28 protein-coding genes, 1 tRNA gene and 1 pseudogene are annotated in these 24,887 nt (G+C 62.4%); 12 read left to right on the top strand and 18 right to left on the bottom strand.

What is annotated here, in order from left to right; all coding sequences use genetic code 11:
• Nucleotides 1-35: 35 nt before the first annotated feature.
• From QZ571_RS12900 to QZ571_RS12890, 3 genes are read right to left on the bottom strand one after another with little or no spacing between them, the layout of a single operon-like run.
• Entirely contained in the window at nt 36-1,361 is a 1,326-nt protein-coding gene (locus QZ571_RS12900; RefSeq protein WP_295535460.1) for a TRAP transporter large permease subunit, read from the bottom strand.
• Entirely contained in the window at nt 1,361-1,867 is a 507-nt protein-coding gene (locus QZ571_RS12895; RefSeq protein ID WP_295535458.1) for a TRAP transporter small permease subunit, read from the bottom strand. The genes QZ571_RS12900 and QZ571_RS12895 overlap by 1 nt, the downstream gene beginning before the upstream one ends.
• On the bottom strand, nt 1,867-2,631 hold the full coding sequence (locus QZ571_RS12890) for an N-formylglutamate amidohydrolase (RefSeq protein ID WP_295535517.1): 765 nt from the start codon (nt 2,629-2,631) through the stop codon (nt 1,867-1,869). The genes QZ571_RS12895 and QZ571_RS12890 overlap by 1 nt, the downstream gene beginning before the upstream one ends.
• 151 nt (nt 2,632-2,782) lie before the next feature.
• Between QZ571_RS12890 and QZ571_RS12885 the strand changes: the two genes are divergently transcribed.
• From QZ571_RS12885 to dtd, 3 genes are all read left to right on the top strand, one after another.
• A complete protein-coding gene (locus tag QZ571_RS12885; protein ID WP_295535455.1) occupies nt 2,783-3,643 on the top strand; it encodes a MurR/RpiR family transcriptional regulator in 861 nt (286 codons plus the stop codon).
• A 132-nt stretch (nt 3,644-3,775) separates the two neighbouring features.
• Complete coding sequence (locus tag QZ571_RS12880) at nt 3,776-4,699, top strand: carbohydrate kinase (protein ID WP_295535452.1); 924 nt, start codon at nt 3,776-3,778, stop codon at nt 4,697-4,699.
• A complete protein-coding gene (gene dtd / locus QZ571_RS12875) occupies nt 4,696-5,145 on the top strand; it encodes a D-aminoacyl-tRNA deacylase (protein WP_295535449.1) in 450 nt (149 codons plus the stop codon). Before QZ571_RS12880 ends, dtd begins: the two co-directional genes overlap by 4 nt.
• Here dtd and QZ571_RS12870 read toward each other — a convergent pair.
• Nucleotides 5,142-5,603 carry a phage regulatory CII family protein gene (locus tag QZ571_RS12870; RefSeq protein WP_295535446.1) on the bottom strand — a complete coding sequence of 154 codons (462 nt, stop codon included), beginning with the start codon at nt 5,601-5,603 and terminating at the stop codon, nt 5,142-5,144. The two genes, dtd and QZ571_RS12870, sit on opposite strands and share 4 nt — an antisense overlap.
• A gap of 221 nt (nt 5,604-5,824) precedes the next feature.
• On the opposite strand from QZ571_RS12870, the gene QZ571_RS12865 reads away from it, so the two are divergent.
• Nucleotides 5,825-6,409, top strand: a complete 585-nt coding sequence (locus QZ571_RS12865) for a thymidine kinase (RefSeq protein ID WP_295535443.1) — start codon at nt 5,825-5,827, stop codon at nt 6,407-6,409.
• On the opposite strand, the gene QZ571_RS12860 is transcribed toward QZ571_RS12865, so the two are convergent.
• From QZ571_RS12860 to QZ571_RS12840, 5 genes are read right to left on the bottom strand one after another with little or no spacing between them, the layout of a single operon-like run.
• Nucleotides 6,406-7,524 (bottom strand): beta-ketoacyl-ACP synthase III, encoded by a 1,119-nt coding sequence (locus QZ571_RS12860; RefSeq protein WP_295535440.1) that lies wholly within the window; start codon nt 7,522-7,524, stop codon nt 6,406-6,408. The two genes, QZ571_RS12865 and QZ571_RS12860, sit on opposite strands and share 4 nt — an antisense overlap.
• A 42-nt stretch (nt 7,525-7,566) precedes the next feature.
• A complete protein-coding gene (locus tag QZ571_RS12855; protein WP_295535437.1) occupies nt 7,567-8,517 on the bottom strand; it encodes a D-glycerate dehydrogenase in 951 nt (316 codons plus the stop codon).
• Nucleotides 8,517-8,852, bottom strand: a complete 336-nt coding sequence (locus QZ571_RS12850; protein WP_295535434.1) for a tRNA-binding protein — start codon at nt 8,850-8,852, stop codon at nt 8,517-8,519. The genes QZ571_RS12855 and QZ571_RS12850 overlap by 1 nt, the downstream gene beginning before the upstream one ends.
• On the bottom strand, nt 8,849-9,661 hold the full coding sequence (gene proC / locus QZ571_RS12845; RefSeq protein WP_295535431.1) for a pyrroline-5-carboxylate reductase: 813 nt from the start codon (nt 9,659-9,661) through the stop codon (nt 8,849-8,851). Before proC ends, QZ571_RS12850 begins: the two co-directional genes overlap by 4 nt.
• 26 nt (nt 9,662-9,687) lie before the next feature.
• Nucleotides 9,688-10,191 (bottom strand): YbjN domain-containing protein, encoded by a 504-nt coding sequence (locus QZ571_RS12840; RefSeq protein ID WP_295535428.1) that lies wholly within the window; start codon nt 10,189-10,191, stop codon nt 9,688-9,690.
• A gap of 399 nt (nt 10,192-10,590) precedes the next feature.
• On the opposite strand from QZ571_RS12840, the gene QZ571_RS12835 reads away from it, so the two are divergent.
• The 3 genes from QZ571_RS12835 to QZ571_RS12825 are packed head-to-tail and all read left to right on the top strand — an operon-like array spanning nt 10,591 to nt 13,533.
• The gene (locus tag QZ571_RS12835; RefSeq protein WP_295535425.1) at nt 10,591-11,634 is read left to right on the top strand and encodes a pyridoxal-phosphate dependent enzyme; all 1,044 of its coding nucleotides are present in this window, start codon (nt 10,591-10,593) and stop codon (nt 11,632-11,634) included.
• On the top strand, nt 11,627-12,793 hold the full coding sequence (locus QZ571_RS12830) for a Xaa-Pro peptidase family protein (RefSeq protein ID WP_295535422.1): 1,167 nt from the start codon (nt 11,627-11,629) through the stop codon (nt 12,791-12,793). Before QZ571_RS12835 ends, QZ571_RS12830 begins: the two co-directional genes overlap by 8 nt.
• Complete coding sequence (locus QZ571_RS12825) at nt 12,790-13,533, top strand: aspartate/glutamate racemase family protein (protein ID WP_295535419.1); 744 nt, start codon at nt 12,790-12,792, stop codon at nt 13,531-13,533. The genes QZ571_RS12830 and QZ571_RS12825 overlap by 4 nt, the downstream gene beginning before the upstream one ends.
• Nucleotides 13,534-13,599: 66 nt before the next feature.
• Here the strand turns inward: QZ571_RS12825 and QZ571_RS12820 are convergent.
• The 8 genes from QZ571_RS12820 to QZ571_RS12785 all read right to left on the bottom strand — a co-directional run bounded on the left by QZ571_RS12820 (nt 13,600) and on the right by QZ571_RS12785 (nt 21,366).
• A tRNA-Ala gene (locus QZ571_RS12820) sits at nt 13,600-13,675 on the bottom strand.
• Between the two features lie 72 nt (nt 13,676-13,747).
• Entirely contained in the window at nt 13,748-14,191 is a 444-nt protein-coding gene (gene trxC, locus QZ571_RS12815; RefSeq protein ID WP_295535417.1) for a thioredoxin TrxC, read from the bottom strand.
• 95 nt (nt 14,192-14,286) lie between these two features.
• Nucleotides 14,287-15,408, bottom strand: coding sequence for a primosomal protein N' (replication factor Y) - superfamily II helicase (locus QZ571_RS12810; RefSeq protein ID WP_295535514.1), 1,122 nt, complete (start codon nt 15,406-15,408; stop codon nt 14,287-14,289).
• Between the two features lie 13 nt (nt 15,409-15,421).
• The gene (locus QZ571_RS12805) at nt 15,422-16,543 is read right to left on the bottom strand and encodes an SPFH domain-containing protein (RefSeq protein WP_295535414.1); all 1,122 of its coding nucleotides are present in this window, start codon (nt 16,541-16,543) and stop codon (nt 15,422-15,424) included.
• A 16-nt stretch (nt 16,544-16,559) separates the two neighbouring features.
• Entirely contained in the window at nt 16,560-17,525 is a 966-nt protein-coding gene (locus tag QZ571_RS12800; protein WP_295535412.1) for a DUF2927 domain-containing protein, read from the bottom strand.
• A complete protein-coding gene (locus tag QZ571_RS12795) occupies nt 17,525-18,700 on the bottom strand; it encodes a toxic anion resistance protein (protein WP_295535409.1) in 1,176 nt (391 codons plus the stop codon). The genes QZ571_RS12800 and QZ571_RS12795 overlap by 1 nt, the downstream gene beginning before the upstream one ends.
• A gap of 54 nt (nt 18,701-18,754) precedes the next feature.
• Nucleotides 18,755-19,654, bottom strand: a complete 900-nt coding sequence (locus QZ571_RS12790) for a 5-bromo-4-chloroindolyl phosphate hydrolysis family protein (protein ID WP_295535407.1) — start codon at nt 19,652-19,654, stop codon at nt 18,755-18,757.
• A 233-nt stretch (nt 19,655-19,887) separates the two neighbouring features.
• Nucleotides 19,888-21,366: a pseudouridine synthase gene (locus QZ571_RS12785; protein WP_295535405.1), complete on the bottom strand. Its 1,479-nt coding sequence runs from the start codon at nt 21,364-21,366 to the stop codon at nt 19,888-19,890.
• 124 nt (nt 21,367-21,490) lie between these two features.
• On the opposite strand from QZ571_RS12785, the gene QZ571_RS12780 reads away from it, so the two are divergent.
• The 5 genes from QZ571_RS12780 to QZ571_RS12760 all read left to right on the top strand — a co-directional run bounded on the left by QZ571_RS12780 (nt 21,491) and on the right by QZ571_RS12760 (nt 24,640).
• Nucleotides 21,491-21,940 (top strand): nucleoside deaminase, encoded by a 450-nt coding sequence (locus tag QZ571_RS12780; protein ID WP_295535404.1) that lies wholly within the window; start codon nt 21,491-21,493, stop codon nt 21,938-21,940.
• 104 nt (nt 21,941-22,044) lie between these two features.
• A complete protein-coding gene (locus QZ571_RS12775; RefSeq protein ID WP_295535402.1) occupies nt 22,045-22,320 on the top strand; it encodes a peptidase in 276 nt (91 codons plus the stop codon).
• 67 nt (nt 22,321-22,387) lie between these two features.
• The gene (locus tag QZ571_RS12770; protein ID WP_295535399.1) at nt 22,388-22,831 is read left to right on the top strand and encodes a PaaI family thioesterase; all 444 of its coding nucleotides are present in this window, start codon (nt 22,388-22,390) and stop codon (nt 22,829-22,831) included.
• A complete protein-coding gene (locus QZ571_RS12765) occupies nt 22,828-23,343 on the top strand; it encodes a PaaI family thioesterase (protein WP_295535397.1) in 516 nt (171 codons plus the stop codon). Before QZ571_RS12770 ends, QZ571_RS12765 begins: the two co-directional genes overlap by 4 nt.
• The gene (locus tag QZ571_RS12760; RefSeq protein WP_295535392.1) at nt 23,336-24,640 is read left to right on the top strand and encodes an MATE family efflux transporter; all 1,305 of its coding nucleotides are present in this window, start codon (nt 23,336-23,338) and stop codon (nt 24,638-24,640) included. The genes QZ571_RS12765 and QZ571_RS12760 overlap by 8 nt, the downstream gene beginning before the upstream one ends.
• Before the next feature lie 24 nt (nt 24,641-24,664).
• Here QZ571_RS12760 and QZ571_RS12755 read toward each other — a convergent pair.
• Nucleotides 24,665-24,887 (bottom strand): annotated as a pseudogene (locus QZ571_RS12755) (tryptophan--tRNA ligase); the annotation flags it as partial.

The raw sequence follows: 24,887 nt of genomic DNA, 5'->3' as shown, positions 1-24,887 counted from the left end.
TGCTGGTTACAAGGCCCGGTTTCTCCGGGCTCTGGTTATCGTCCAAGAACCACATGCGGCAGCCACAGCGCCAATTGCGGAAAGAGCATCACGAGGATCAGCGTCAGCAGCATCACCCCCACGAAGGGAAAGACCGAGCGGTAAATCACCGGCAGGGTAAATTCGGGGGGCGCCATCGCCTTCATCAGGAACAGATTATAGCCGAAGGGCGGGGTCAGATAGGCAATCTGACAGGTGATCGTATAAAGGATACCATACCAGATCAGATCAAAGCCGAGGTGACGCGCAAGGCTGACATAGACCGGGGCGACGATCACCAGCATCGCGGTGTCATCCAGAAACATCCCCATCACCAGAAAGCTGAGCTGCATCAGGATCAGGATCTGCCACGGACCAAGGCCCAGCCCTTCGGTGAAGAAATCTTCGATTGCGCGTCCCGCACCCAGACCGTCAAACACCGCACCGAACGATAGCGCCGCAGTGATGATAAGCATAAACATCACGGTGATCTGCATCGTCTGGCGCGTGGTGGTCTGGAACACCTGCCACGTAAAGCGGCGCTTGATGACGGCGGCGAGGACGGCGGCCAACGCGCCGATCACTGACGCCTCAGTCAGGCTCGCCCAGCCTTTGAGGAAGGGCACCATCATCGCGACGAATATGAACACCGGCAGTAGCCCCGCACGCAACAGGCGCAGCTTTTCGCGCATCGTGATGGCGGCGCGTTCTTCGGCGTCCATCGGCGGGGCGAGGCTGGGGTTCAACCGGCAGCGGATCACGATATAGACCACGAAGAGCGAGGCCATCAGCAGCCCCGGAATGGCCCCCGCCAGCCACAATTCCGACACCGGCTGACGCGCGATCAGCGAGAACAGCACCAGCACTACCGAGGGCGGAATCAGGATGCCAAGGCTCGATCCGGCCTGAATAACGCCGGAAATCATCAGCTTGTCATAGTTGCGCCGCAGCAGCTCGGGCAGCGCAATGGTCGCACCAATCGCCATGCCCGCCACCGACAGCCCGTTCATCACCGAGATCATCACCATCAGCATGATCGTGCCAATGGCAAGCCCCCCCGGCAGTGGCCCAAACCAGACATGAAACATCCGATACAGGTCTTCGGCGAGGCGGCTTTCAGACATCACATAGCCCATATAAACGAACATCGGCAGCGTCAGCAGCGGCGTCCATTTCATCAGCTTCATCACCGAGCCAAAGCCCATCTGCGTGCCCCCCGGCCCCCAAAGGGCAAAGGCGGCGACAACGGCGACAAAGCCGATCGCGCCGAACACCCGCTGGCCGGTGATCATCATCAGCAGCATCGTCGAAAACATCAAAAGCGCGATGGTGTTGTGATCCATCAGATTTCCTCTCCGCGGATCGTCGCGATGTCGCGGATCAAAAGAACGGTGGCTTGCAGGAACATCAGAAAGAACCCGGCGGTGATGATGGTCTTGATCGGCCACATGAAGGGCCGCCACGCGCTTGGGTTTCTCTCGCCGTATTCAAAGGCATAGACGGTGGAATCAAAGGCCGAATAAACCATGATCCCAATGTAGAACATCAGCGCAAACACGGTGAACGCATCCCACCACGCCTGACCCTTGCGCGAAAAGCGTGCATAAAACAGGTCCATGCGCACATTGGTGTCACCCTGCAGCGACCACGGCGCGCCCAGCATGTAATAGGCGACCAGCGTGAACTGCGCCATTTCCAGCGTCCAAAGCGCGGGGATATGGGCGATCTTGGTGAAGGACGAATAAAGCATGATCGCCATGATCACATAGAGCAGATACATCGCGAATTTGCCCATGCGCCGGTTCAGCGTCTCGACAAAGCGCACATAGGTGCGGATCCATGCGGGCATCAGGCGGCCTCCCCGGCTTGGTGCGACAAACGCGCAATCGCGGCGCGTAGCACCGGTGCAAGGGTCGCCGCCATTGCACTTTGCGACGCCTCATCCGCGATCAGATCATTGCGCAGTTCCAACATGACATGAGGCAGGCCCATCGGGGTGGCCTGCAACGCGAGCGTATGTGTGACGCCATCGGCGGCCGAATAGGGCTCATTCAGGCGCGTATCCAGCCCGGTCTGTTCCAGCGCCTCTTCCAGCACCGCGCAGGCCAGCGCCGGATCGGCGTCATGAATCACACCCAGTTCGACCGTGCGGCTTTGGCCGAAATAAACCGGGGTAAAGGAATGTACCGTCACCAGAACCGGCACCGTCCCGCGCGCCAGCCTGCGCGCGATCAGGGCGCGCAACTCGGCGTGAAACGGCAGATATATGGCGTCTGTGCGCGCGAGGCGATCTTGCGCGCTTAGGTCCTGATTGCCCGGAATGTCAAAGGTTTCGGAGCGCGCGGGCATTGCGCCAGCATGGTGAGGCGGGCGGTTGAGATCATAGATCAGCCGCGATTGGCAGGCTGCCGCGAGGGGCGCATCAAGCTGCGCGGCCAATGCGCGCGCCACACCCAAAGCGCCGGGATCCCACGCGATATGGGCCGCGCGCTGGGCGCTATCCAGCCCCAGATCGCCCCAAGGCGCAGGCATCGCATTCGAGGCATGTTCGCACACGAAAACGCACGCGCCGCCGCGCTCGTCCCCTTCGATCTGGATCGGCGTTTGCCCCATCAACACGCAGCCCCCCGTGCGATTCTTGTGGTAAGATGTAATCAGGCTCGCCTCCGAGGGGTAATTCTGTCAAGATATTTTCAGAATTTCGTTTTCTGTTACAATCTGTTCGCACAGCCTTCGCAAAGGAGTGCCCATTTTGACAGCAGCCGTGAAAAGCATCGAAGATCAGATCGCAGGCGCGATTGAAGCCATGACCCGCGCCGAGCGCCAGCTTGCCAGCCATATCCTGCGCCACTACCCGGTGGCGCTGCTGGGCTCGGTGACGGCCTTGGCCAAAGCGGCCGAGGTGTCCTCGCCCACGGTGGTGCGGCTGGCGCAAAAGATGGGCTTTGGCGGCTATCCGGGTCTGCAACAGGCGGTGCGCGACGAGCTAGAGGCGCGTCTGGTCTCGCCGCTCGCCAAACATGATCGCTGGGCCGAGGCGGCGCCCGAAACCCATATGCTTAACCGCTTTGCCCATGCGGTGCTGGGCAATTTGCAAGCGACATTGGCGCAGATTGATCATGCGCAATTTGATGCCGCTGTTGCGTTACTGGCCGATCCAAAGCGGCGCATCTTTGCCACGGGCGGGCGCATTACCCTGCCGATTGCGCAGTATTTCACCACGCATATGAAGGTGATCCGCCCCGGTGTCGAACTGCTCGAACCGGTATCAAACGCCTGGCCGCCCGCGATGCTGGAAATGCAAGCGGGTGATGTGCTGCTGGTGTTCGACATTCGCCGCTATGAAAACAACGTGCTGCAACTGGTTGAAATGGCGGCAGAGCAGGGGGCCGAGATGATCCTGTTCACCGACCCTTGGGTCAGCCCGGCAGCGGCCCATGCGCGCTATCGTTTCTCGGCCCAGATCGAGGTGCCAAGTGCTTGGGACAGCACGGTTGCCATTCAGGTGCTGGTGGAAACCTTGATGGCGGCCGTGCAATCGCTGACATGGGAGGAAACTGCGGCGCGGATGAAACGGCTTGAGGGGCTCTATGACCGCGCGCGCTTTTTTCGGCGGGGGAAATAGGGGCAGCTGACAAAGCCTTGGCGGTGTCGTGTCGGCCTTTTCGGGGTTATTTATAGCACTCGCAAGACAGAGGGATTGTCGCATCGCGCGCCTCGGTGTAGCTCTGTTAGCGCAAGCAAGAGGAGGTTTTCGATGATCCTGAGCTGTGGAGAAGCCCTGATCGACATGCTGCCCCGTCAAAGCTCGCTGGGCGAAACCGCGTTCGCGCCCTATCCCGGTGGGGCCGTGTTCAACACCGCGATCGCTTTGGGACGGCTTGGCGCGCGCTCGGGGTTCTTCTCGGGTTTGTCGGATGATTTGTTTGGTCAGATGTTGATCAATGCGCTGGCCGAGTCAGGCGTTGATGCGGGGCTTGCGGCGCGCTCTGATCGACCCACGACATTGGCTTTCGTGACGCTGATTGATGGCCATGCGCGCTATGCGTTCTACGATGAAAATACAGCGGGGCGGATGCTGGCGGACACTGATCTGCCCGTCGTGCCTGATAGCGTTAAGGCGCTGTTTTTCGGGGGAATTTCTCTGGTGGTAGAGCCTAGCGGCGCGACTTATGAGGCGTTGATGCTGCGCGAGGCACCCAGCCGTGTTACGATGATCGACCCCAATATCCGCCCCGGTTTCATTCGCGACGAGGTCGCTTATCGTGCGCGACTTGATCGCATGATGGCGGTGGCCGATATCGTGAAACTTTCGGATGAGGATCTGCGCTGGATCGAAGGTCCCGGCACGATCGAAGATCTGGCGCGCAAAGTTTTGGCGCGAGGGGCGAAGCTGGTTTTCGTGACCGAGGGGGCGACCGGAGCGCATGGGTTTAGCGCCGATCACGACGTATTCGCACCGGCCCGCAAGGTTGAGGTGGTCGACACGGTCGGCGCGGGCGATACATTCAACGCGGGCGTTTTGGCCGCATTGGATCGCGCAGACGCGCTGAGCAAAGAGGCGATTTCGCGCGCCAATGAAGACCTGATCCGGGCCTGTCTTGATCTGGGCGTGGCGGCTGCGGCGGTGGTTGTGAGCCGCGCGGGGGCCAATCCTCCTTGGGCCGAGGATCTCGCGTGAGAGCACTTATTCAACGAGTTTCGCGGGCGTCCGTGACGGTTTCCGGCGCAAGACTAGCAAATATTCAACATGGGCTGCTGATTTTGGTCTGTGCAATGGCGGGTGATGATACGGTCACGGCCGAGAAACTCGCCGAGCGCGTGGCCAAGCTACGGATCTTCAAGGACGCGGCGGGCAAGATGAATCTCGCCGTGGGCGATATAGGTGGGGCCTGTCTGGTGGTGAGCCAGTTCACCCTTGCCGCCGACACGTCGCGCGGCAATCGCCCCGGATTTTCCACCGCCGCCCCACCCGATCAGGGCAAGCCACTTTATGAGCATTTCGCCGCCCATCTGGCGCGGCTTGGTCTACCCGTTCAGACGGGGGAATTCGGTGCAGATATGGCGGTGGACCTGCTGAATGACGGGCCAGTTACGATCTGGATGGACAGCGCCGATCGGGCTTAGCCGACCGCGCCTTCCTCCAGCTTGAGTTTGACCTGCAGCAGGACCTCTTGCAGTGCCTGCGCCTCTTTGAGCATCCGCTTGGCCTCATTCAGGCTGATCGTGCCGTCGGCGATCGAGACGTGATATTCCGCCATCAGCATCGCAAAGCGCTGGCTCAGCGCCACAACGTCGGAATTGATCGAACCGCTCGAGGCATTGCGCCGCTCTTCATTCCAGCTCAGCGTGACGCCTGCCAGATCGGCCAGCGCGACCGTCACATGCGGATAGCTGGCCTCGGCCTCAAGGCGGGCCGCGACATCAAGCGGCATGAAGCGCTCCGAATTGTCAGGATCGTTCGAGTAATAGCGCCCCAGCGTGGCCTTGGATTTCCCGCAAATCCGGGCCGCAGCCTCGATACCGAGGTCTTTGACCAGCGCTTCGCTGTGTTTCTTCAAATAGCTGCCAATATGTTCGCTCATCTCAATGCCCTGCTGTGGGAAAATTTCCCTGCCATTCCCCTTACCCCGCAGCGCGCGATTTGTCACATCATAAGCCAACGAGAACGCGTTTAACAAAAGCGCGCGACGCGTTTCAGCCTTGGCTCCCCACACGATCCAGGGCTGGCGGGCTCTGCCTGACGGACCCCAAGCCGTAGGGCAGAGCCTTGCCGCGCCAGTTTTGGGACGCTATGCGGTAGTTCATGGCAAAGCTCTATTTTCACTACTCGACGATGAATGCTGGCAAAAGCACATTGCTGTTGCAAGCCTCGTATAATTACATCGAACGCGGCATGGCGACGATGCTGATCACGGCCCGGCTGGACCTGCGCGCAGGCCACAATCAGATCGCAAGCCGGATCGGGATTGGGGCAGAGGCAGAAAGCTTCACGTCCGAGACCGATATGTTCGAAATGGTCAAGAAACGGTTGGATTCAGGCCCCTGTGCGTGCATTTTTGTTGATGAATCACAATTTCTGAACGAGGCCCAAGTCTGGCAATTGGCCCGGGCGGTCGACGATCTGGGCGTGCCGGTGATGTGTTACGGGCTGCGCGTCGATTTCCAAGGCAAGCTGTTTCCCGGCTCGGCGGCCTTGCTGGCGCTCGCTGATGAAATGCGCGAGGTGCGCACGATTTGCCATTGTGGGAAAAAGGCCTCGATGGTGGTGCGGATGGGGCCGGATGGCACCGCCTTGCATGACGGGGATCAAGTGCAGATTGGCGGCAACGAGACCTATGTCAGCCTGTGTCGCCGCCATTGGCGCGCGGCGATGGGCGAGCGCGTCTAGATCCGCTCGACCACAACCGATCCCACCGAATAGCCCGCCCCGAAAGAGCAGATCAACCCCAGATCGCCCGGGGCGAAGTCATTGGAATGTTTCGCAAACGCGATGATCGAGCCTGCCGATGACGTGTTGGCATAGTCTTGCAGGATATTGGGTTGCTCGCCGGGTTCCGGGTCGCGCCCCAGCACCTTGCGGCCCAGAAAATCATTCATCGTTTTGTTGGCCTGATGCAGCCAGAGGCGGCGCAGATCTTCGGGCTTCACTCCGGTCTCTGCGAGATGCGCAAGAACGTGCTGCGCGACCATCGGCATCACCTCTTTGAACACTTTGCGACCCTCTTGCATGAACTGCATATCACGCCGATCCGCGACGCCATCGGGGCGCGTGCGACGCAGGAAACCGTTATTGTTGCGAATGTTGTTGGAAAATTCCGTGGCGCAGCGGCTCGAGCGGATCAAAAAGCCCTGCGTGTCATCTTCGCGCCGCTCAATCAGGGTTGCGGTGGCGACATCGCCGAAGATGAAATGGCAATCGCGGTCGCGCCATTCGAGATGGCCCGAGGTGATCTCGGGGTTCACCACCAGCGCGCGGCGCACCGATCCGGTGCGGATCATGTCAGCGGCGGCCTGAATCCCGAAGGTCGCGGAGGAGCAGGCGACATTCATATCGAAAGCAAAGCCACCCGCCCCCAGAAGCTTTTGAATTTCAATCGAAATTGCGGGGTAAGCGCGTTCCATATTAGAGGCGGCGCAGATCACGAGATCGATGTCTTCGCCCTTGCGACTGGCCATTTCCAGCGCCTGATTGCAGGCATCGAGCGCGATTTCGGCCATGATGCCGGGCTCATCATCCGAGCGTTGACGCAAGCGCGGATACATCCGCGCGGGGTCCAGAACGCCGTCCTTGTCCATCACATAGCGCTGCTCAATCCCCGAGGCCTTGAGGATGAATTCCACCGAGGAATGATCCTTGGCCGCGACATCGCCTGCGGCAATCGCGGCGGCATTTTCGGCGTTGAAGAGGTCGGCATAGGCGTTAAAGCTCTCGACCAGTTCGGCATTGGTGATGGTTTGCGGCGGGGTGAAAACCCCGGTTCCGGTAATGACGGCTTGCTGCATCGGCTCCTCCTGTCCCAACACTCAGGTGGGGCGCGCAAAAGGTCAAGCGGTGACGCGATTGGGCGGCGCGTTGCCGTCCCGAAACGCGATCAGATTATCCACCGCCATATGCCCCATCGCATCGCGCACCTCCAGCGCAGCGGTGCCCAGATGCGGCAGTAACGTGACGTTATCCAGCGCGCGCAGGGCCGCAGGCACATCGGGTTCGTGTTCATACACATCCAGTCCAGCCCCGGCGATCACCCCCGCTTGCAGGGCCGCAATCAGCGCGGTTTCCTGCACGATATCGCCGCGCGCGATGTTGATCAGATGCGCATGGGGTTGCAGTTTTGCGATCTCGGGCGCGCCGATGAGGTGATGCGTTGCTGGGCTTGCGGGCACGGCGATGACGACGAAATCGCACATTTTCAACAATTCGTCCTGGCTGACCTGACGGGCGGGCAGGCCGGGATCAGGCAGGGGGGAGCGTTTGGTAAACAGCACCTCCATGCCAAAGCCGTAATGGCAGCGCTTGGCGATTGCGGTACCGATCCGTCCCATGCCGATGATGCCCACGCGTTTGCCCGTCACGTGTTGGCCCAGAAACTGCGTTGGCGTCCAGCCGGTCCAGTCGCCGCGCCGCACATAGCGCTCGCCCGCGCCTGCGCGCCGCGCGCTCATCAAGATCAGCGTCATCGCGATATCGGCAGTGGCGTCGGTGACCGCGCCCGGCGTGTTGGAGACCGTGACGCCAGCGGCTTGGGCGGCGGCGACATCGATATGGTTATAGCCGACGCCGAAATTGGCGACCATTTTCGCGCGCGGCGGGGCGGCAAAGGTCTGCGCGTTTAGGCGATCCCCGAGCGTGACCAAAAGCGCGTCATAGTCAGCCAGCGCTTGCGCGGCCTCGTCGGCCTCCATCGGGGCTGCACCATTGCGAAAGGTCACGTCAAATTCGCGCGCCACACGGGCCTCGACCTCGGGGGTCAATTCACGAGTTACAAGCAGTTTCATCAAAACATCCTTCCGCCCAAAGGCACATCTTGGCCGGGTCCAAGCAACACCACCTCGCCCTCGGCATCGGGGATGCCGAGCACCAGCGCCTCGGACATGAACGGGCCGATCTGGCGGGGCGGGAAATTCACCACGCCCAAGACCTGACGACCGATAAGCTCTTCTGGTGTATAGTGTTTCGTGATCTGGGCAGAAGATTTCTTGACCCCGATCTCATCGCCGTAATCGACCCAAAGCTTGATCGCGGGTTTGCGCGCTTCGGGGAAGGGTTCGGCGCGCAGCACGCATCCGACGCGAATATCGACCTTGAGGAAATCGTCAAAGCTGATCGTCATTTTCCCAGCTCCCGATTGCGGGCGATGTTGGCGGCTACGGCGCGACGCATCAGCGGCGCCATGCCGGTATCCGGGTCCATCAGCACCTCAAGGGCGGCTGCCGTAGTGCCGCCCGGAGAGGTGACGTTCTCGCGCAATTTGCCGGGCGTCTCATCGCTGCGCTCGGCCAATTCGCCCGCCCCGCCAACCGTCGCCTTGGCCAGTTGCAGTGCTAGGTCCGGGGCAAGCCCTTCGGCCTCGCCCGCTGCTGCCATTACTTCGATCAGGTGAAACACATAGGCCGGGCCCGAGCCCGAAACCCCGATCACCGCATCCATCTGATCTTCGTGTTCCAGCCGCACGACCTGACCCACGCCAGTCATCAACTCTTCAGCGATATCAAGGTCTTGGGCGGTGGCTTTCGGGTTGCCAACGATCGCCGTCACACCGCGCCCGATCGCGGCGGGGGTGTTGGGCATGGCGCGCACAAGGCGGGTGTCAGCGCCCAGCATCCGCTCATACCCGGCCATCGTGATGCCCGCCGCCACCGTGAGAAACAACGTATCGCCCGCCGCCATCGCCGAAAGATGCGGCAAGGCATCGGCCATCATCTGCGGTTTGACCGCGACCAGCACCACGGCAGGATTTGCGGGAAGATCGGTGTTGAGATGTACGCCTGCGTCTTGCAGCCAGTCAGCCGGATGCGGGTCAATCACCCAGACTGCGCCCGCAGACAAGCCCCCCTTGAGCAGCCCCTGCAAGATCGCGCCGCCCATGCGGCCGCAGCCCAAAATCACCAGACCACGTTTGGAAATACTGTCAAAACTCATGGTGCCCCCTTTGTGTTGGGGGCAGATTAGGCGCGCCCGTAGGCCTCTGCAATGGCGACCTGCATCGCATTCTCGGGAGTGCGCTCGCCCCAGGTCGCGAGTTGGAAGGCCGGGTAGAATCGCTCTGACGAGGCAACCGCCGCCCCGATCAACCGATCGATCTGCTCGGGTCCGGGCATCTGACCGCCCGACAAGACCAGACCGTTGCGCCAGACCATCAGCCGTTGATCGGGCCAGAAGGTAAACGCACCCGTCCAAACCCGGTCATTGACGCGGTTCAAAAGGTCATAGAGTGCGGGCTCGCGCGTTGTGGGCGGGTCCATCTCGAAGGTGCAAATCAGGCGCAGGGTTTCATCACTGTCAGACCAGGCCAGCGTGATCGAATAGCTCCGCCATTGCCCCTCAACCGCCATCGCGATCTGGTCGTCGGTCACCCGGTCAAATTGCCAGTCATGCGCCTCCGCCAGCGTTTCCACGATGTCGATCGGGTGCAGTTCTTCGACGTTCAGATAGTCTTCACTCAGTGCCATGCTCGTATCCCCCTGCCTTCTTTGGCGCCCCGAGGTGCAGCTCCCCTAAGGCTTGTCGGCTATACAAGGATCGGCGGTTTGCGCGCCTTTCCATACTACATATCGTGTAGGCGAGGAGGCGCTGTGTAAAGCAATTTCTGGTGGATAACCCGGGGCTGCACCACGATATCTGGGGATAGTCTATCCACAGCCTTCGGTGCGTCGATCAAGGAATTTTCCGTAACGCATTGATAACAAACAGGTAATTCTGTTCTCGCGCAAAAATCGAGCGGCATCTGCGTTTTTGGGCCTTGGCCTGTCGTCTCTGTGGGGTTGGCGGGGCGCGGACCCTGTGAGAATTTGAACGAACCGGGCGTCGTTTTGTCCACGCGCGCCGCTGCGATCACACAGGAGCCCTGCATGCGAGACAGCCTCATCAACCCGTATCATGGCACTGGACTTGGGCTGGGCTGCGAGATGCCAATCAGCGATTCGCGCGCAGCGATGGCGTTGATCGCGCGCTGTCCCGCCTATGCCCCGACGCCGCTGCGCGATGTGCCCGCGCTGGCCGCCCTAACCGGCGTGGCGCAGGTTCTCATCAAGGATGAGCGAGACCGGATGGGCTTGGGCGGTTTCAAAGCGCTTGGGGCGGCGTATGCGATAGCGCAGGAGGCGGTCGAGGCGGGGGCCGACACGCCCGCGCAGGCGCTGCAGGGCCGGGTCTATGTCTGCGCAAGCGCTGGCAATCACGGGCTGTCGGTGGCGGCGGGGGCGCGAATTTTCGGGGCGCGCGCGGTGATCTATCTGGCCCAAAGCGTGCCCGAGGCCTTTGCCGAGCGTCTACGCGCCAAGGGGGCCGAGGTGGTGCGCGCGGGCGAAACCTATGAGCAAAGCATGGCAGCCGCCCAAGCCGAGGCGCAAAGTCAGGGCTGGACGCTGCTGTCTGACAGCACTTGGCCGGGCTATATCACCCCGGCGATGCGGGTGATGGAGGGCTATCTGGTCCTCGCCCACGAGATGTTGGCACAACTTGAAACCGCCCCGACCCATGTGCTGTTGCAAGCCGGGGTGGGCGGTTTGGCTGCGGCGGTGGCGGCGTTTATCCGCGCGAACTGGGGCGCTGCTCCGCAGATCATTGTCGTTGAACCCGACGCCGCACCCGCCCTGATCGAAAGCATTCGCGCAGGCCATGTGGTCACGACCAGCGGCCCGGTTTCAATGATGGGGCGGCTGGATTGCAAGACCCCCTCGATGGTTGCGCTGGCAGGGCTGGCGCGCGATGCCGACCGCTTTGTCACGCTGTCAGAATCCGAGGCCGAGGCCGGGGTCGCGCAATTGGCCAAGCTGGGGCTTGCGACCACCCCGTCGGGCGGGGCGGGGCTGTGTGCCCTGATCGCGGGGCTTGATTTGGGCGCAGATGCGCGCGTGCTGGCGATCCTGAGCGAAACCCGCGAAGATGGCTGAGCGTTCGATGATCTTTGCCGCGCCAGAATTTCGCGCGCGCACCGCGCGGCTGCAACGGGCGATGGCGCGCGATGGGTTCGATGTGTTGTTGCTGACCCAGCCTGCCGATATTTTCTATGTCACCGGCTTCCTGACCCGGTTTTGGGAAAGCCCGGCGCGGGCGTGGTTTGTGATCGTGCCGGGCAGCGGCGAACCAGTCGCGGTGATTCCCGCGATCGGAGCTGACCTGATGGGGCGCTGCTGGATCAGCGATATCCGCACTTGGGCGGCCCCGGACCCGCGCGATGACGGCATCAGTTTGCTGGCGGCGAGTTTGCGCGAAACGCTGCCGGGCACGGGGCGTATCGGGGTTGCGATGGCCGCCGAGACCCATCTGCGCATGCCTCTGGCCGATTTCGCCCGCCTGCGTGAGAGGCTTGCGCCGCACCGCTTTGTGGATGGCACCAAAGCGCTGCACTCGGTGCGCGAGATCAAATCCGAGGCCGAGATCGACAAGATCCGCGCCACCTGCCTATTGGCCGATCGCGCCTTTGCCCGCGTTCCAGAGTTTGTGCGCCCCGGTGCAGCCCTTGGCGATGTGTTTCGCCGCTTTCAGATCGCGCTGCTGCAAGAGGGCGCGGATTGGGTCAGCTATGTCGCGGGCGGGGCCGGGCAGGGCGGATATGGCGATGTGATCTCGCCAGCCGGGCCCGACCCGATCATGCCGGGCGATCTGGTGATGCTTGATACCGGGGCGGTGCGTGATGGCTATTTCTGCGATTTTGACCGGAATTTTTCGATCGGGCCTGCCAGCGATGCGCTGCGCCGGGCGCATGACGTTTTGTTCGCGGCGACCGAGCGCGCGCTGGTGCGTCTGCGCCCCGCGATGACGGCGGCACAGGCCCATGCGGTGATGGCAGAGGCGATTGTGCAAGCGGGCGCTATGCCTTTGGGCGGGCGGTTGGGCCATGGGTTGGGCGTGACGCTGACCGAGTGGCCCTCGTTCACGCCCCTTGATCACACCGAGCTGCGCGAGGGGATGGTGTTGACACTTGAGCCGGGGTTACAGATCGCACCGGGCAAGATCATGGTGCATGAGGAAAACATCGTTCTGCGCGCTGATGGGCCCGAGTTGCTTTCGCCCCGCGCGCCCGCGACATTGCCCGAAATCCGCCTATGACCCCGTTCCCCTATCAACTCACCGGGCCGATAGCAGAGACCGCTCTGGGTCTGATCGTGCTGCAAGCGGATGAAACGATCGAGCAGGATTTTCGCCGTCTTTTCAACGTTAAACAGACCTTGCTTTATGTCAGCCGTGTGCCCTCTGGCGATGCGCTGACGCCCGATACGATTGGCGAAATGGAACATCACCTGCCGCGCGCCGCCGCGCTGCTGCCCGCCTCGGTGCGCTTTGATGCACTGTGTTATGCCTGTACCTCGGGCACTGCGCTGATCGGGGTGGCGCGCGTGGCGCAGTTGATTGCGCCCGATCAGGGCGCGGAGCGCGTTACCAACCCGCTGAGCGCGGCGATTGCGGCGCTTAAGGCGTTGGGCGCGCGTCGGGTGGGGATCGTGTCGCCCTATGTCGCCTCGGTCAGCGGCCCCATTCGCGTGGCCTTTCAAGACGCGGGTTTCGACGTTCCCGCCACCCTGTCTTTTGGCGAAGAGATCGAGGCACGCGTGGCGCGTATCGACCCCGATTCGATCAGCGCCGCAGCGCGCGCCTTGGCGCGCCAGACAAAGCTTGATGCGATCTTTCTGTCATGCACCAACCTGCGCACGCTCGACATTATTGATCCGCTTGAGGCCGAACTGGGGCTTGCGGTGCTTAGCAGCAATCAAGCGCTGGCCTGGCACATGGCCCAGATCGCGGGCGCGAAACTGTCACCCGATGCGCCGGGGCAGTTGTGCCGCCCCTGAAATGGCGCGCAACGCGAAATAAGGCGATGAATCGCATTGGATTTGATCTGACAGGAAGCACGGCGATGGTGGAGCTGAGGGGGATCGAACCCCTGACCTCGTCATTGCGAACGACGCGCTCTCCCATCTGAGCTACAGCCCCTCACCGTGGCCGAATATTTCTCGCACGGGACGCGGCTTGTCAAGCGCTCGCCCCATGCATCGACGCATTATTTCAGGCGTTCACCGGCACATGCGATTTCACGAACTCAACCAGTTGCGCCGCCGGACGTGCCCCTGCGGCGCGCCCGACTTCGCGGCCCTTGGCAAACAGGATAAAGGCCGGGATGCCCTGAATGCGATAGCGCTGCGTGGCGGTCGGGTTGATCTGCGTATTGATCTTGGCAAGGCGCACATGCGGGCTGAGTTGCCCTGCCGCTTGCTGGAACTGCGGTGCCATCGCACGGCACGGCCCACACCACGGCGCCCAGAAATCCACCAGCAGGGGCAGATCGTCTTTCTCGGCCTTGGCGAGGATCTTGAAATCGACTTCGGTCACTTTGCCCGTGATCAACTGGGCCCCGCAGGTGCCGCATTTTGCGCCCGCGCCCAGCTTGTCGCCCGGCACCCGGTTTGCCTGGCCACATTCGAGACAGGTCACGCGATAGGATTGGGTCATTGCGCCCCTCCTTGAGACTATATTTGGCACTTATATCGGGGCGCATAGCACAGGTATCAAGGCGCAATCATGCCGCAGGGGGGCAATCCGCGCGCCTAGCGTTTGAGATACATAAACGCTCCGATCACGATCAGCCCGGCGATCACCGCCAGCGTGATTTTCACCGCGGACCATGGGCGATCGCCCTGCACACGGCCGGTCTGAGCGTTGACGATAAAGCGATAGGACCGACCGCGGAATTTATAGGCGGCCGTCCAGATCGGCAGCAGGATATGCTTGAAGGTCTCATCGGCGAAATTCGGGTCCATCGCGGTGATGCGCTGCTCATCGCCCCCGATATCGCGGCGAATATCGGTCTGGATCACGCGGATCATCTCGACCTGCGCGGCGTGATGGCCCTCATGCAGCTCGACCGTGTAGCCCTCGGCGGAAAACCCCGCCAGATAGTCGCGCCGATAGACCTGCAAGGCGCTTAGATCCCACGGGCGCAGCGCGTCGATATAGGGCGGCGGGAGCGAGCGCGCGGCATAGATCACCACATCATCAAAGGCGCGCGCGACGTGCCCTGAAACCGCGCTCCAGCGGATGCGGCGCACCTGTTGCGTGCGCGGGCCCTTGTCGGTCTGGACGGTGCGCGATTCGTAATAGGCGTCGCCGCGCTGGCCCGAATAGCGGGTGCGGGTGCTTGCATCAAACGTCCAGAACGGCGCGTAAATGCCCGTCATGCGCCGCCCCTTGCGGGCATATTGCGACAAACCGTTGGGCGCAAACCACAGGCTGCCCAGCCATTTTGACAGCGCTGCGCGCGCCTGTTCCTCGGTCAGTTGAAAGGGCAACACGCCTTGGGGTTTGATCAGGCGGCGCGTGCCGGTATCGGTGACAACGGGCGTGGCACAAAACGGGCATTGCGTGGAATGCTCGCCGTTTTGCAACTCGATCGAGGCGCCGCAATTGGGGCAAGACAGCGTGCGGTGCTCTTCCATCTCGGGTTCGGGCAGGCCGCGCGCGAGGGCCTCTTGCAAGGGGATTTCGCGCAAGATCGCCTCGCCGCGCCCGGTGGCGGCGGGGATGTCTTGCACATGGCCGCAATGATCGCAGACCAGCCGCGTCTGCCCCGGGGCAAAGCGCAGATCGGCCCCACAGCTTTCACAGCTATAGTGGCTATCGCCCTGCGGATCGGTCGGAGGCGCTTGCACGCCCCGGCCAACTTTCGGCATCGAAAACATGAGTTTAGCCTGCAGGCGGGGGCGGAGGCGGCGCGATGGTGAATAGCTGCGCCAGCTCAGAAATATCCTCGGCGCGCATCCAGCCATCCTGACCGGGTGTCCACATCAGGCTGTCGCGCGTCAGGCTACCATCGGCAGCCATGCGTCCCAAATGTCCACGCCCATAAGGCCCTTCGGTCTGACCGTTCACGGCCATGTGCCAGACCTTTTCCACGGGCGGCGGAGGCGGCGGCGGGGCAGCAGCGGCGGGGGCTTGCCCCCAAGGCCCGGCGGCCCCCATCTGATGGCCCATCGCCATGCCCATGCCCGCACCCATTCCAGCCCCCATCGCAGCGCCCATCCCCGCAGAGGCGGCTGAGCCCGGCTGGCCCATCGCCTCAGCGGCGTTGAACTGCATGTATTTGTTCACATCGCCCACGATTCCCATCGAAGTGCGCTTGTCCAGAACCGCCTCGACCGCCTCGGGCAGCGAGATGTTCTCGATATAGAACTCGGGCAGGGACAGCCCGTAATTGCCGATGGTGGGCGCAATCGCCGTGGCCACCAGCTTGCCCATATCGGCAGTGTTGGCGGCCATATCCAGCACCGGAATGTTGGAACCCGCAATGGCGCGCGAGAATTCTTGCACGATGACGTTGCGCAGCTGATAGCTGATCTCGTCAGAGGTGAATTCGCCATCCGTGCCCACGATCTCGGTCAGGAACTTGCCCGGATCGGTGACGCGCATCGAATAGGTGCCAAAGGCGCGCAGCCGCACCGGGCCGAATTCAGGATCGCGCGTCATCACCGGGTTCTTGGTGCCCCATTTCAGATCGTTGATCCGGGTGGTGTTGACGAAATAGATCTCGGACTGGAAGGGCGATTTGAAGCCGTGATCCCAATGTTGCAGCGTGGTCAGGATCGGCAAGTTGTTGGTTTCGAGCATGTAAAGACCGGGGCCGAACACATCGGCCAACTGGCCCTCATGCACGAACACTGCCGATTGCCCCTCGCGCACCGTCAGCTTGGCGCCGTATTTGATCGCATGGCCCTCGCGTTCAAACCGCCAGACCATCGTGTCGCGGGTGTCGTCAGTCCAGCCGATAACGTCGATGAACTCGCCCGAAAGGAAATCCAGAATACCCATGTCGTGTCGGTCCTTTTTAGCTATTTGCCGCCATCATCTCGGCGGCGATTGTCTCGATAATCGGGCGCGCTTCGGCCTCGGTCATGCCCGGGCGCAGGCGCGGATCGTAAAGCATTTTGAGCAACATCTCATCATGATGCGTCAAAAGCGAGAATTCCTCGTCATCGTTGAAGATCGAGGGACGCGCGCGCGGATAGTCATTGGCCAGACCCAGCCCCTGCGCCAGTTCTTCATGGATGCAACTGGTGCGCAGCGCGGCGGGATGTTCGCCGCGAATGATCGCGACAGCTTGGGCGTAAACGGCACTATTGCCCTCGGAAAAGGCGAAGGCCACGCAATAGGTCGAGAGCGGCAAATCGGTGATCGCCTCGACCGATGCCTCGTCGATGCCCGGCACCAACTGGCGCAGGCGCGGGCCGATCGCGCGCCGCTCATCCTCGTTCAAGAACAGCACATGGAAGTTGCTGCTATGGTTCACGATCTCCACGCGATGGTCCGAAGCACGCGCCAATTGACTGGCATAGGCGCTGACTTCGGCACGCCCCGAGGCGCGATCGGCCATCGGAATCGAGGCGCCGAATTCGACCTGCATCGCCACCGGCGCTTGCCAGCGACGCAACCGCGAAACCGTCTGGCGGGCAACGAATCCACCCCCCGAGGGGGTGTATTCATCATACAGCGCGACATGCACGAAATCATCCACCAGCTGGCGCTGACCAAAGGGCGCGTCGCGCGGGGCCACATCGGTGCGCAACTGGCCGCGCGCCTCCATTTCAGAGGTGATCTTGGCGTAATAGGCCATCAACTCGCGCGAAAGTTCGCTGCGCTGCGCAGCCTTGGATGCGCCAGGTTGCGCGGGCGCGGGGGTCGGGCGCGGGGTGGTGCGCGGCGCATTGGGAGAGCCAAGCAACCCAACGCAGCCCGAGACCGCGAGACATCCCGCGAGCCCGGTCAGCCAGCGCAAAGCCCGCGCCCATATCATCAGGCGGCCCCGCCGCCCTGAGCCGAGGATTTCGCCGAAGCCAGAGTGTCGCGCAGCTTGTGCTCCATTTCGACCAGCTCGGTTTCGGCATCGGCGCGCTTGCGTTTGCCCTCATCAGCGATGCGCAGGCTGTCCTCGATCGTCGCGATCAGATCGGCATTGGCCGATTTTACCGCCTCGATATCGAACACGCCCCGCTCCATTTCGGTGCGGATCTCGGCATTGGCCTGACGCAGGTTCTTGGCGTTGGCGGTCAGCAATTCGTTGGTCAGATCATTGGCCTCGCGCACAGCACCGGCCGCCTCGCGCGAGCGCTGGATGGTGACCGCCTGCGCCAATTGGGTTTCCCAAAGCGGCACGGTATTCACCAGCGTCGAGTTGATCTTGGTGACCAGCGATTTGTCGTTTTCCTGCACCAGCCGGATCGAAGGCAGCGACTGCATCGTCACTTGGCGCGTCAGTTTGAGGTCATGCACCCGGCGTTCCAGATCGTCGCGCGCGGCACGCAGATCGCGCAATGCCTGCGCTTGCAGCACCTTTTCGTTTTCAGGTGCATCGGCGATCGCCTTTTCCATCGCGGGGATGTCGGTGGTGTCGATCTGGCGCAGCTTTTCGGTGCCCGCCGCGATGTACAGCGCCAATTCGTTATAGAATTTCAACGTCTTGTCATAGAGCATATCGAGCGATTTGATATCCTTGAGCAGCTTGTGCTCATGGCTCAAAAGGCTGTCGGTGACCTTGTCGATTTGGCCCTGAACCTCTTCGAAGCGCGCCACGAAATTGGCAAACGGGGCGGCGCGTCCCAGCAGTTTTTCCCACCAAGACCGCGTGCGGCGCACATCCAGTTCGGACACCGAGAAGCCGCGGATCGTGGTCACGATCTGGCGCAGGCTGTCGCCCGCAGGCCCCACATCCTTGTTCTTAACACCCGAAAGCATCTCTTGGCTGATCGCCTGCAAATCATTTTGCGCGCGCGAACCAAACTGCACGATCGAGGTCGCATCGGTCATGTCCAATTCGGCCATGCGTTTGCGGATCGCCTCGGCCTCATCCGGGCTGGCCTGATCCAGCGGAATTACCTTTTCGGCGGGGGCGGGGTCGGCCAACAGCGCGCTGGTAACCCCTTCCATTTCAGTCATCAACTCGGCTGCCTTTATACGGGTCGTTTCGGTCATTTCTGGCCTCCTTGCGGCACTTTGGGCGCATCTACCCCTGCGTCAGTATAAGTTTCACCCCTGCTTGGGGGTTGTGGCAAGCCCTTCGCGGGCGAGCCGGTCGCGCAGCACTTCGATTTCAATATCAAGCCCCTCGCGGCCGTCAGCCATCATTTGTTTCGTGCGGGCGGTGAAATTGGTCTCCAGATCGCTCAAAAGCGACTCGTAATCATGGCGCGCATCCGCGTCGCGCGTGTTACGCCACAGATCGGCGAATTTCACCGTCGCATCGCGCGCCCCCTCTAGATAGACGGTCATGTAGCGCCGCGCGGTGGCCAGATCGCCGGGGTCTTCCTGCACCACGCGGAACAGATCGCGCGCGCTGGCCTCAAAGCGCGCGACCCGCTCGATCAGCGTGCGCTCGCCCGTGGGGGCAATCGCGCTGCGCATCGCGGTCAGATAGGTCTCGCCTTCCTTGACGACGCGTTCGACGCGCTCTTGCTGGAACGCATCAACACCGTCCATGCCCTTGTTTTTCAATGGATCAAGCCCGAACGCGACCAACGAGATCACCGTTCCAAGCGCCCCGATCGCGATGGATCCGATCAGTCCGACCTCGGGCGCCTGCGCGCCCACAGCCAGCCCTAGCCCGAACGCGATTGAGCCGAGGATCTTGCGCGGAAAGGCCGGGCGGCGCGCGGCGGCGCGCGCGGTATAGGCGAACTCGGCGCGCAGCCCTTCGCGGATCGTCCAAGCCGCGCCCGCAATCAGCGCAAAGGCCGCCAGTGCGCGGATCAGGGCAAACGGCCCCTCGCCAAACGCGCCCAGCAGAAACGGCGCGGCGGCCAAAGTGATCCAGACGGGGCGATTTTCCTCGGGGTGGCGCGCGACGGGGCGGCGATGGGCCGGGATCGGTCCGGTTTCGGGTGTGGAATGGGGATCGGGCGAATATTTGCCGCCAAAGCGCTGGGCCATCACACGCTCCCTGTCAGCGCGACCGATAGGGTCAACGCAAGCATCAGCCAGAATGCGATCCGCTTTTGCGCCGTGCGCGACATGGGCCACCCTCCGATTTCAGCGCAGATTTTTCTGCGCCTCACCTTAATTTATAGGTAGCCCGGCGGGTTTGCGCCAGAGGTGGGATGTTAAATTCGCGTAAACCCGCCGAGGGGAATTTTGTGCTCAAATTCCCCTCTGAACAGATGTGATCAGCCGCGCGAGCCTCCGCGCGAGCTATTGCCGCCCGGGCGACCGCCCGGTTTGCCAGCGTAACCGCCGCCGGGTTTGCCGCCGCCGGGTCTGCCACTGTAGCCGCCACCGGGTTTGCCACCACCGGACTTGCCCGCAAAGCCACCACCGGGTTTGCCGCCCGGTTTGCCACTATAGCTGCCGCCGGGCTTGCCGCCGCCGGGCTTGCCACCATAGCCGCCGGGTTTGCCGCCGCGCTGGTCGTCATCGCGGTGCGATTTGAAACCTTCGGAGCGTGACGGACCACCCGGCTTGCCGCCATGCGATTTGAACCCACCCGAGCGCGGCTTGTCCCCGAAAGCGGGCTTATCCCCACGCGGTTTGCCGTAAGTGGGCTTGTCGCCACGCGGGCGATCATCACGGTCCCCACGCGGTTTGCCGTAAGTGGGCTTGTCGCCACGCGGGCGATCATCACGGTCCCCACGCGGTTTGCCATAAGCAGGCTTGTCGCCACGCGGACGATCGTCGCGGTCCCCACGCGGTTTGCCATAAGCAGGCTTGTCGCCACGCGGGCGATCATCACGGTCCCCACGCGGTTTGCCATAAGCAGGCTTGTCGCCACGCGGGCGCTCATCGCGATCCCGTTTGAAATCGGGCTTGTCACCCGTGGGGCGGGGGCCGCGCGGGCGGTCGCCACGGGGGCGGTCGCGATGCGGGCGCTCCTCAGAGTCGCCCCCCGTATCCATCCCGGTCAGCAGCCGGTCGCCAAGCTGATCGCGCAGCATCCGGCGTTTCACCTCGACCACGTCGCCGGGCTGCATGTCGATCAGGCGGAACGGCCCATAGCTCAGCCGGATCAGGCGGTTCACCACCAGACCCACTTCGGACATGGCGCGGCGAATTTCGCGGTTCTTGCCCTCGCGGATGCCCACGGTCAGCCACGCATTCGCGCCTTGCTGACGATCAAGGCTGATCTCCATCGGCTGGAAATCTTCGCCATCGATCGTGATCCCACGGCGCAGCGGATCAAAGGTCGCCTCGGTCGGGCGACCATTCACGCGCACACGATATTTGCGCAGCCAGCCGGTTTCGGGCAATTCCAGACGGCGTTTCAACCCGCCATCATTGGTCAACAGCAACAGCCCTTCGGAGTTGAGGTCAAGCCGCCCCACGTTCAACACGCGCGGCATCCCCTCGGGCATTTCGTCAAACACGGTGCGCCGACCTTGCTCATCCTTCTCGGTCGTGACCAGACCGAGCGGCTTGTAATACAGCCACAGCCGGGTTTCTTGCGGCGCATCAATCGGTTTGCCGTCGATGGTGACCTTATCTTTCAGCGAGACATCCAGCGCGGGCGTGTCGATTTTCTTGCCGTTCACCGCGACGCGGCCAGCGAGGATCATCTTCTCAGCGTCACGGCGCGAGGCCACGCCAGAGCGCGCAATCACCTTGGCGATGCGTTCGTTTTGCGACGGTTTGGGGGCGGGGGTGTCATTCATGACGAAAATCCTTCTAAGGGAGGGGGCGCCGGACTCACTCGGGTGCCAAGGCGGGTGATCTACACCTTTGTGCGGCGCTTGCAAAGCACCTTGATTGGCGCGGACGGCTGGGCGATGAAGGGCCATGGAATTTCGGTCTTTCATGCAACAGGCGCTCGATGAGGCACGTGCGGCGGGCGCGCGTGGCGAGGTGCCTGTGGGCGCGGTCGTGGTCTCGCCCGCAGGCGTGGTCGTGGCGCGCGCGGGCAATCGCACACGCGAGTTGAACGACCCGACCGCCCATGCCGGGGTGCTTGCACTGCGCGCGGCCTGTGCGCAGGCGGGGTCAGAACGGCTGCCCGGTCATGACCTGTATGTCACGCTGGAACCTTGCCCGATGTGCGCCTCTGCGATTAGCCAAGCCCGCATCGCGCGGCTGTATTACGGCGCGAGTGATCCGAAATCGGGCGGTGTGGCGCAGGGGCCGCGGGTGTTTTCCCATCCGCAGTGCCATCACGTCCCCGAGGTCTATGACGGGATCGCGGGCGGGGCGGCTGAGGCGCTGCTCAAGGACTTCTTTGCGCAACGGCGCTAGGGGGCTCGTCTGGACTTGCAGCGCGATCTCTGACACATAGCGCGCCTAAGGGCAGCAATCTCTGTGCCCCTCATCAAATCAAAATTGACCCAGAAGGAGCGAGGATGCGTTCGCACTTGCGTCTGCGCGTGGGCGGTTTGGCCGCCTATCAACACGAACTGAAATGGATTGCGCTTGCGCTTGGCATCGCCTCCACTATCGCCATCGTGCAGAACTGGTATCCGCTCAATCTATTCCTAAGCCTGCCGTTTTGCATGATCTGGGCCTATCACGCCTGGCTGCATACCGAACGCCAGCTAAAATATATCAACCTGCTGTTTATCGCCTTCTACATCTATGGAATTGCGCGCTATTTCGTAATCGCGCAGGGCGCGGCCTAAGCGGGCCTTGCCTCTGGCGCGCCAAGCAGGAATAGTCGCGACAGCCCAACAAGTGCCGGATACCGCAATGAGCCCTCCCGACGAGACGATCCTCAAACAAGCCCGCCAGTTCATCGAGGCGATCCCGCATTCCCACGCGCTGGGGATGACGCTGGACGAGATCGGGGCGGGCTATGCGGTGCTTTCGATGCCCTATGACGAACGGCTGATCGGCGATCCGCGCACGGGGGTTATTCATGGCGGCGCGGTTTCCGCCCTGATGGATACCTGTTGCGGGGCCGCCGTGATGAGCCATCCGCAGGCCGGGTTTTCGACCGCGACGCTGGATTTGCGCATCGACTACATGCGCCCCGCCACGCCCGGTCATCGCATTACGGCTCGTGCGGAATGCTACCATGTCACGCGCTCGGTCGCGTTCGTGCGCGCCTCTGCGCATGACGAGGAAGACGGCATCCCCGTTGCCGCCGCAACCGGCGCCTTCACCGTGAGCCGGCGGGAGGGCGCAGCATGACCCGCCCCAAGCCAGAACCCGTTCAGCAGGTTAAGCAGCGTCGCGACGGCGCGTTGCGTGCGTTGGTTGATGGCGTGCCTTATGCGCGCTTCCTTGGCATCCAGTTTGACCGGCGTGGCGATGAGTTGACCGCCATTCTGCCCTTTAATGACAAGCTGATCGGCAACCCGATGCTGCCCGCGCTGCATGGTGGGGCGACCTCGGCGTTTCTTGAGGTCACGGCGATCATCGAACTCAGTTGGGCCTTCCTCTGGGAGGATATCGAGGCGGGCCGGATCGACCTTGATAAGCTTGCCCCGATGTCGCTGCCGCGCTTGCCGAAAACCATTGATTTCACAGTGGATTACCTGCGCTCTGGCCTGCCGCGCGATGCCTATGCCCGCGCCCGCGTCAATCGCTCGGGGCGGCGTTATGCCAGCGTGCATGTCGAGGCATGGCAGGACAATCGCACCAAGCTGTTTGCGCAGGCCACGGGCCATTTCCTGATGCCCCCGCGCGAGACCGATGGCTGAGATCACCCACGCGCGGGTTCTCAAAATCGCGCTGCCGATCGTTCTGTCCAACGCCACGATCCCGATTCTGGGCGCGGTCGACACCGGCGTTGTCGGCCAGCTCGGCCTGCCTGCGCCAATCGGGGCGGTGGGGATTGGCGCGGTGATCTTGTCGTCGATCTATTGGATTTTCGGCTTTTTGCGGATGGGCACGACGGGGCTTGTCAGCCAAGCCCATGGCACGGGCGACACGGTCGAGGTTTCGGCGGGATTGATGCGCGCGCTGATCATCGCGGCGGCGGCAGGCTTGGCGCTGGTGGCGCTGCAAATTCCGATCTTTTGGGCGGCGTTTCGGCTGGCTCCGGCCAGTGCCGAGGTTGAAAGCCTTGCCCGTGATTACCTGCAAATCCGGATCTGGGGCGCGCCGCTGACGATCTCGCTTTATGCTTTTACCGGCTGGCTGATCGCGCTGGAGCGCACGCGCAGTGTGCTGGTGCTGCAGGTGGCGATGAATGCGCTCAATGTGACGCTGGATCTGTGGTTCGTGCTCGGGCTTGGCTTTGGCGTCAAAGGGGTCGCGGTGGCCACGCTGATTTCGGAACTTGGTGGCGTGGCGCTGGCGCTTTGGCTGACGCGGGCGGCGTTTATGGGCGGTTTATGGCGGGCTCGCGCGATCTTTGATCGGGTCAAGCTGGGCGTGATGGCACGGGTCAATAGCGATATCATGATCCGCTCGGTGCTGCTGCAAGCCAGCTTTACCACGTTCCTGTTTCTGGGCGCGGGGCAGGGCGATGTGACCTTGGCCGCCAATCAGGTGCTGCTGCAATTTCTGGAAATCACGGCATTCGCGCTTGATGGGTTTGCGTTTTCCGCCGAAAGCCTGGTGGGCCAAGCGGTGGGCGCGCGCTCGGTCTCGCGGATGCGGCGCGCGGCCATCGTTGCCGCGCAATGGGGCGTTGGGGGCGCGGCCCTGCTGGGGGTAGTGTTCTTTCTCGCCGGACCTTGGATCGTGGATGTGATGACCACGGCCCCCGAGGTGCGCTTGGCCGCGCGCAGCTATCTGCCTTGGATCGCTATCGCCCCGGTGATCGGTATCGCAAGCTGGATGTTTGACGGTATTTTTATTGGCGCGACGCTGACGCGCGAGATGCGCAACGCGATGTTTGTCTCGGTCGCGATCTATGTCGTGGCGCTGCTGATCCTGATCCCGGCCTTTGGCAATCACGGGTTATGGGCAGCGTTGATGGTGCTCAATGGCGCGCGTGGATTGGCGATGGCGCGGCTGTATCCGCGCGCCGAGGCAAAAGCTGCGGGGTAGAGGGGCCGCGCCCCCCAACCTGTCTTAGCGCGAGCGCACCATACCCATGATGTCATAGGTCTGCGCAAGGATCGGGCGCGCGATGGCATCGGCTTTATCCGCGCCTTGGCCGAGGATTTGGTCGATCTCGGCAGGGTCCGCCATCAGGCGCGCCATTTCGGTGCTGATCGGGCTGAGCTTGGCAACCGCCAGATCGGCCAGCGCGGGTTTGAACGTCCCGAACCCTTTGCCGCCATATTCGCCCAAC

Origin of the sequence: uncultured Thioclava sp. (assembly GCF_913064665.1) — a bacterium.
GTDB lineage: Bacteria > Pseudomonadota > Alphaproteobacteria > Rhodobacterales > Rhodobacteraceae > Thioclava > Thioclava arctica.
The sequence above is the reverse complement of the archived record's forward strand: the minus strand, read 5'-3'. Positions and strand labels throughout refer to the sequence as shown.

Excerpts from the sequence above, each read along its gene's own strand:
- QZ571_RS12770 (WP_295535399.1), top strand. The coding sequence starts at position 22,388 with ATGAGCCCTCCCGACGAGACGATCCTCAAACAAGCCCGCCAGTTCATC.
- QZ571_RS12780 (WP_295535404.1), top strand. The coding sequence starts at position 21,491 with ATGGAATTTCGGTCTTTCATGCAACAGGCGCTCGATGAGGCACGTGCG.
- QZ571_RS12900 (WP_295535460.1), bottom strand. The coding sequence starts at position 1,361 with ATGGATCACAACACCATCGCGCTTTTGATGTTTTCGACGATGCTGCTG.
- QZ571_RS12850 (WP_295535434.1), bottom strand. The coding sequence starts at position 8,852 with ATGACGATCAGCTTTGACGATTTCCTCAAGGTCGATATTCGCGTCGGA.
- QZ571_RS12790 (WP_295535407.1), bottom strand. The coding sequence starts at position 19,654 with ATGGCCCAGCGCTTTGGCGGCAAATATTCGCCCGATCCCCATTCCACA.
- QZ571_RS12835 (WP_295535425.1), top strand. The coding sequence starts at position 10,591 with ATGCGAGACAGCCTCATCAACCCGTATCATGGCACTGGACTTGGGCTG.
- QZ571_RS12825 (WP_295535419.1), top strand. The coding sequence starts at position 12,790 with ATGACCCCGTTCCCCTATCAACTCACCGGGCCGATAGCAGAGACCGCT.
- QZ571_RS12775 (WP_295535402.1), top strand. The coding sequence starts at position 22,045 with ATGCGTTCGCACTTGCGTCTGCGCGTGGGCGGTTTGGCCGCCTATCAA.
- QZ571_RS12830 (WP_295535422.1), top strand. The coding sequence starts at position 11,627 with ATGGCTGAGCGTTCGATGATCTTTGCCGCGCCAGAATTTCGCGCGCGC.
- proC (WP_295535431.1), bottom strand. The coding sequence starts at position 9,661 with ATGAGTTTTGACAGTATTTCCAAACGTGGTCTGGTGATTTTGGGCTGC.
- QZ571_RS12865 (WP_295535443.1), top strand. The coding sequence starts at position 5,825 with ATGGCAAAGCTCTATTTTCACTACTCGACGATGAATGCTGGCAAAAGC.
- trxC (WP_295535417.1), bottom strand. The coding sequence starts at position 14,191 with ATGACCCAATCCTATCGCGTGACCTGTCTCGAATGTGGCCAGGCAAAC.
- QZ571_RS12805 (WP_295535414.1), bottom strand. The coding sequence starts at position 16,543 with ATGGGTATTCTGGATTTCCTTTCGGGCGAGTTCATCGACGTTATCGGC.
- QZ571_RS12795 (WP_295535409.1), bottom strand. The coding sequence starts at position 18,700 with ATGACCGAAACGACCCGTATAAAGGCAGCCGAGTTGATGACTGAAATG.
- QZ571_RS12840 (WP_295535428.1), bottom strand. The coding sequence starts at position 10,191 with ATGGCACTGAGTGAAGACTATCTGAACGTCGAAGAACTGCACCCGATC.
- QZ571_RS12785 (WP_295535405.1), bottom strand. The coding sequence starts at position 21,366 with ATGAATGACACCCCCGCCCCCAAACCGTCGCAAAACGAACGCATCGCC.
- QZ571_RS12760 (WP_295535392.1), top strand. The coding sequence starts at position 23,336 with ATGGCTGAGATCACCCACGCGCGGGTTCTCAAAATCGCGCTGCCGATC.
- QZ571_RS12800 (WP_295535412.1), bottom strand. The coding sequence starts at position 17,525 with ATGATATGGGCGCGGGCTTTGCGCTGGCTGACCGGGCTCGCGGGATGT.
- QZ571_RS12855 (WP_295535437.1), bottom strand. The coding sequence starts at position 8,517 with ATGAAACTGCTTGTAACTCGTGAATTGACCCCCGAGGTCGAGGCCCGT.
- QZ571_RS12895 (WP_295535458.1), bottom strand. The coding sequence starts at position 1,867 with ATGCCCGCATGGATCCGCACCTATGTGCGCTTTGTCGAGACGCTGAAC.
- QZ571_RS12860 (WP_295535440.1), bottom strand. The coding sequence starts at position 7,524 with ATGCAGCAAGCCGTCATTACCGGAACCGGGGTTTTCACCCCGCCGCAA.
- QZ571_RS12880 (WP_295535452.1), top strand. The coding sequence starts at position 3,776 with ATGATCCTGAGCTGTGGAGAAGCCCTGATCGACATGCTGCCCCGTCAA.
- QZ571_RS12890 (WP_295535517.1), bottom strand. The coding sequence starts at position 2,631 with ATGGGGCAAACGCCGATCCAGATCGAAGGGGACGAGCGCGGCGGCGCG.
- QZ571_RS12765 (WP_295535397.1), top strand. The coding sequence starts at position 22,828 with ATGACCCGCCCCAAGCCAGAACCCGTTCAGCAGGTTAAGCAGCGTCGC.
- QZ571_RS12810 (WP_295535514.1), bottom strand. The coding sequence starts at position 15,408 with ATGCCGAAAGTTGGCCGGGGCGTGCAAGCGCCTCCGACCGATCCGCAG.
- QZ571_RS12870 (WP_295535446.1), bottom strand. The coding sequence starts at position 5,603 with ATGAGCGAACATATTGGCAGCTATTTGAAGAAACACAGCGAAGCGCTG.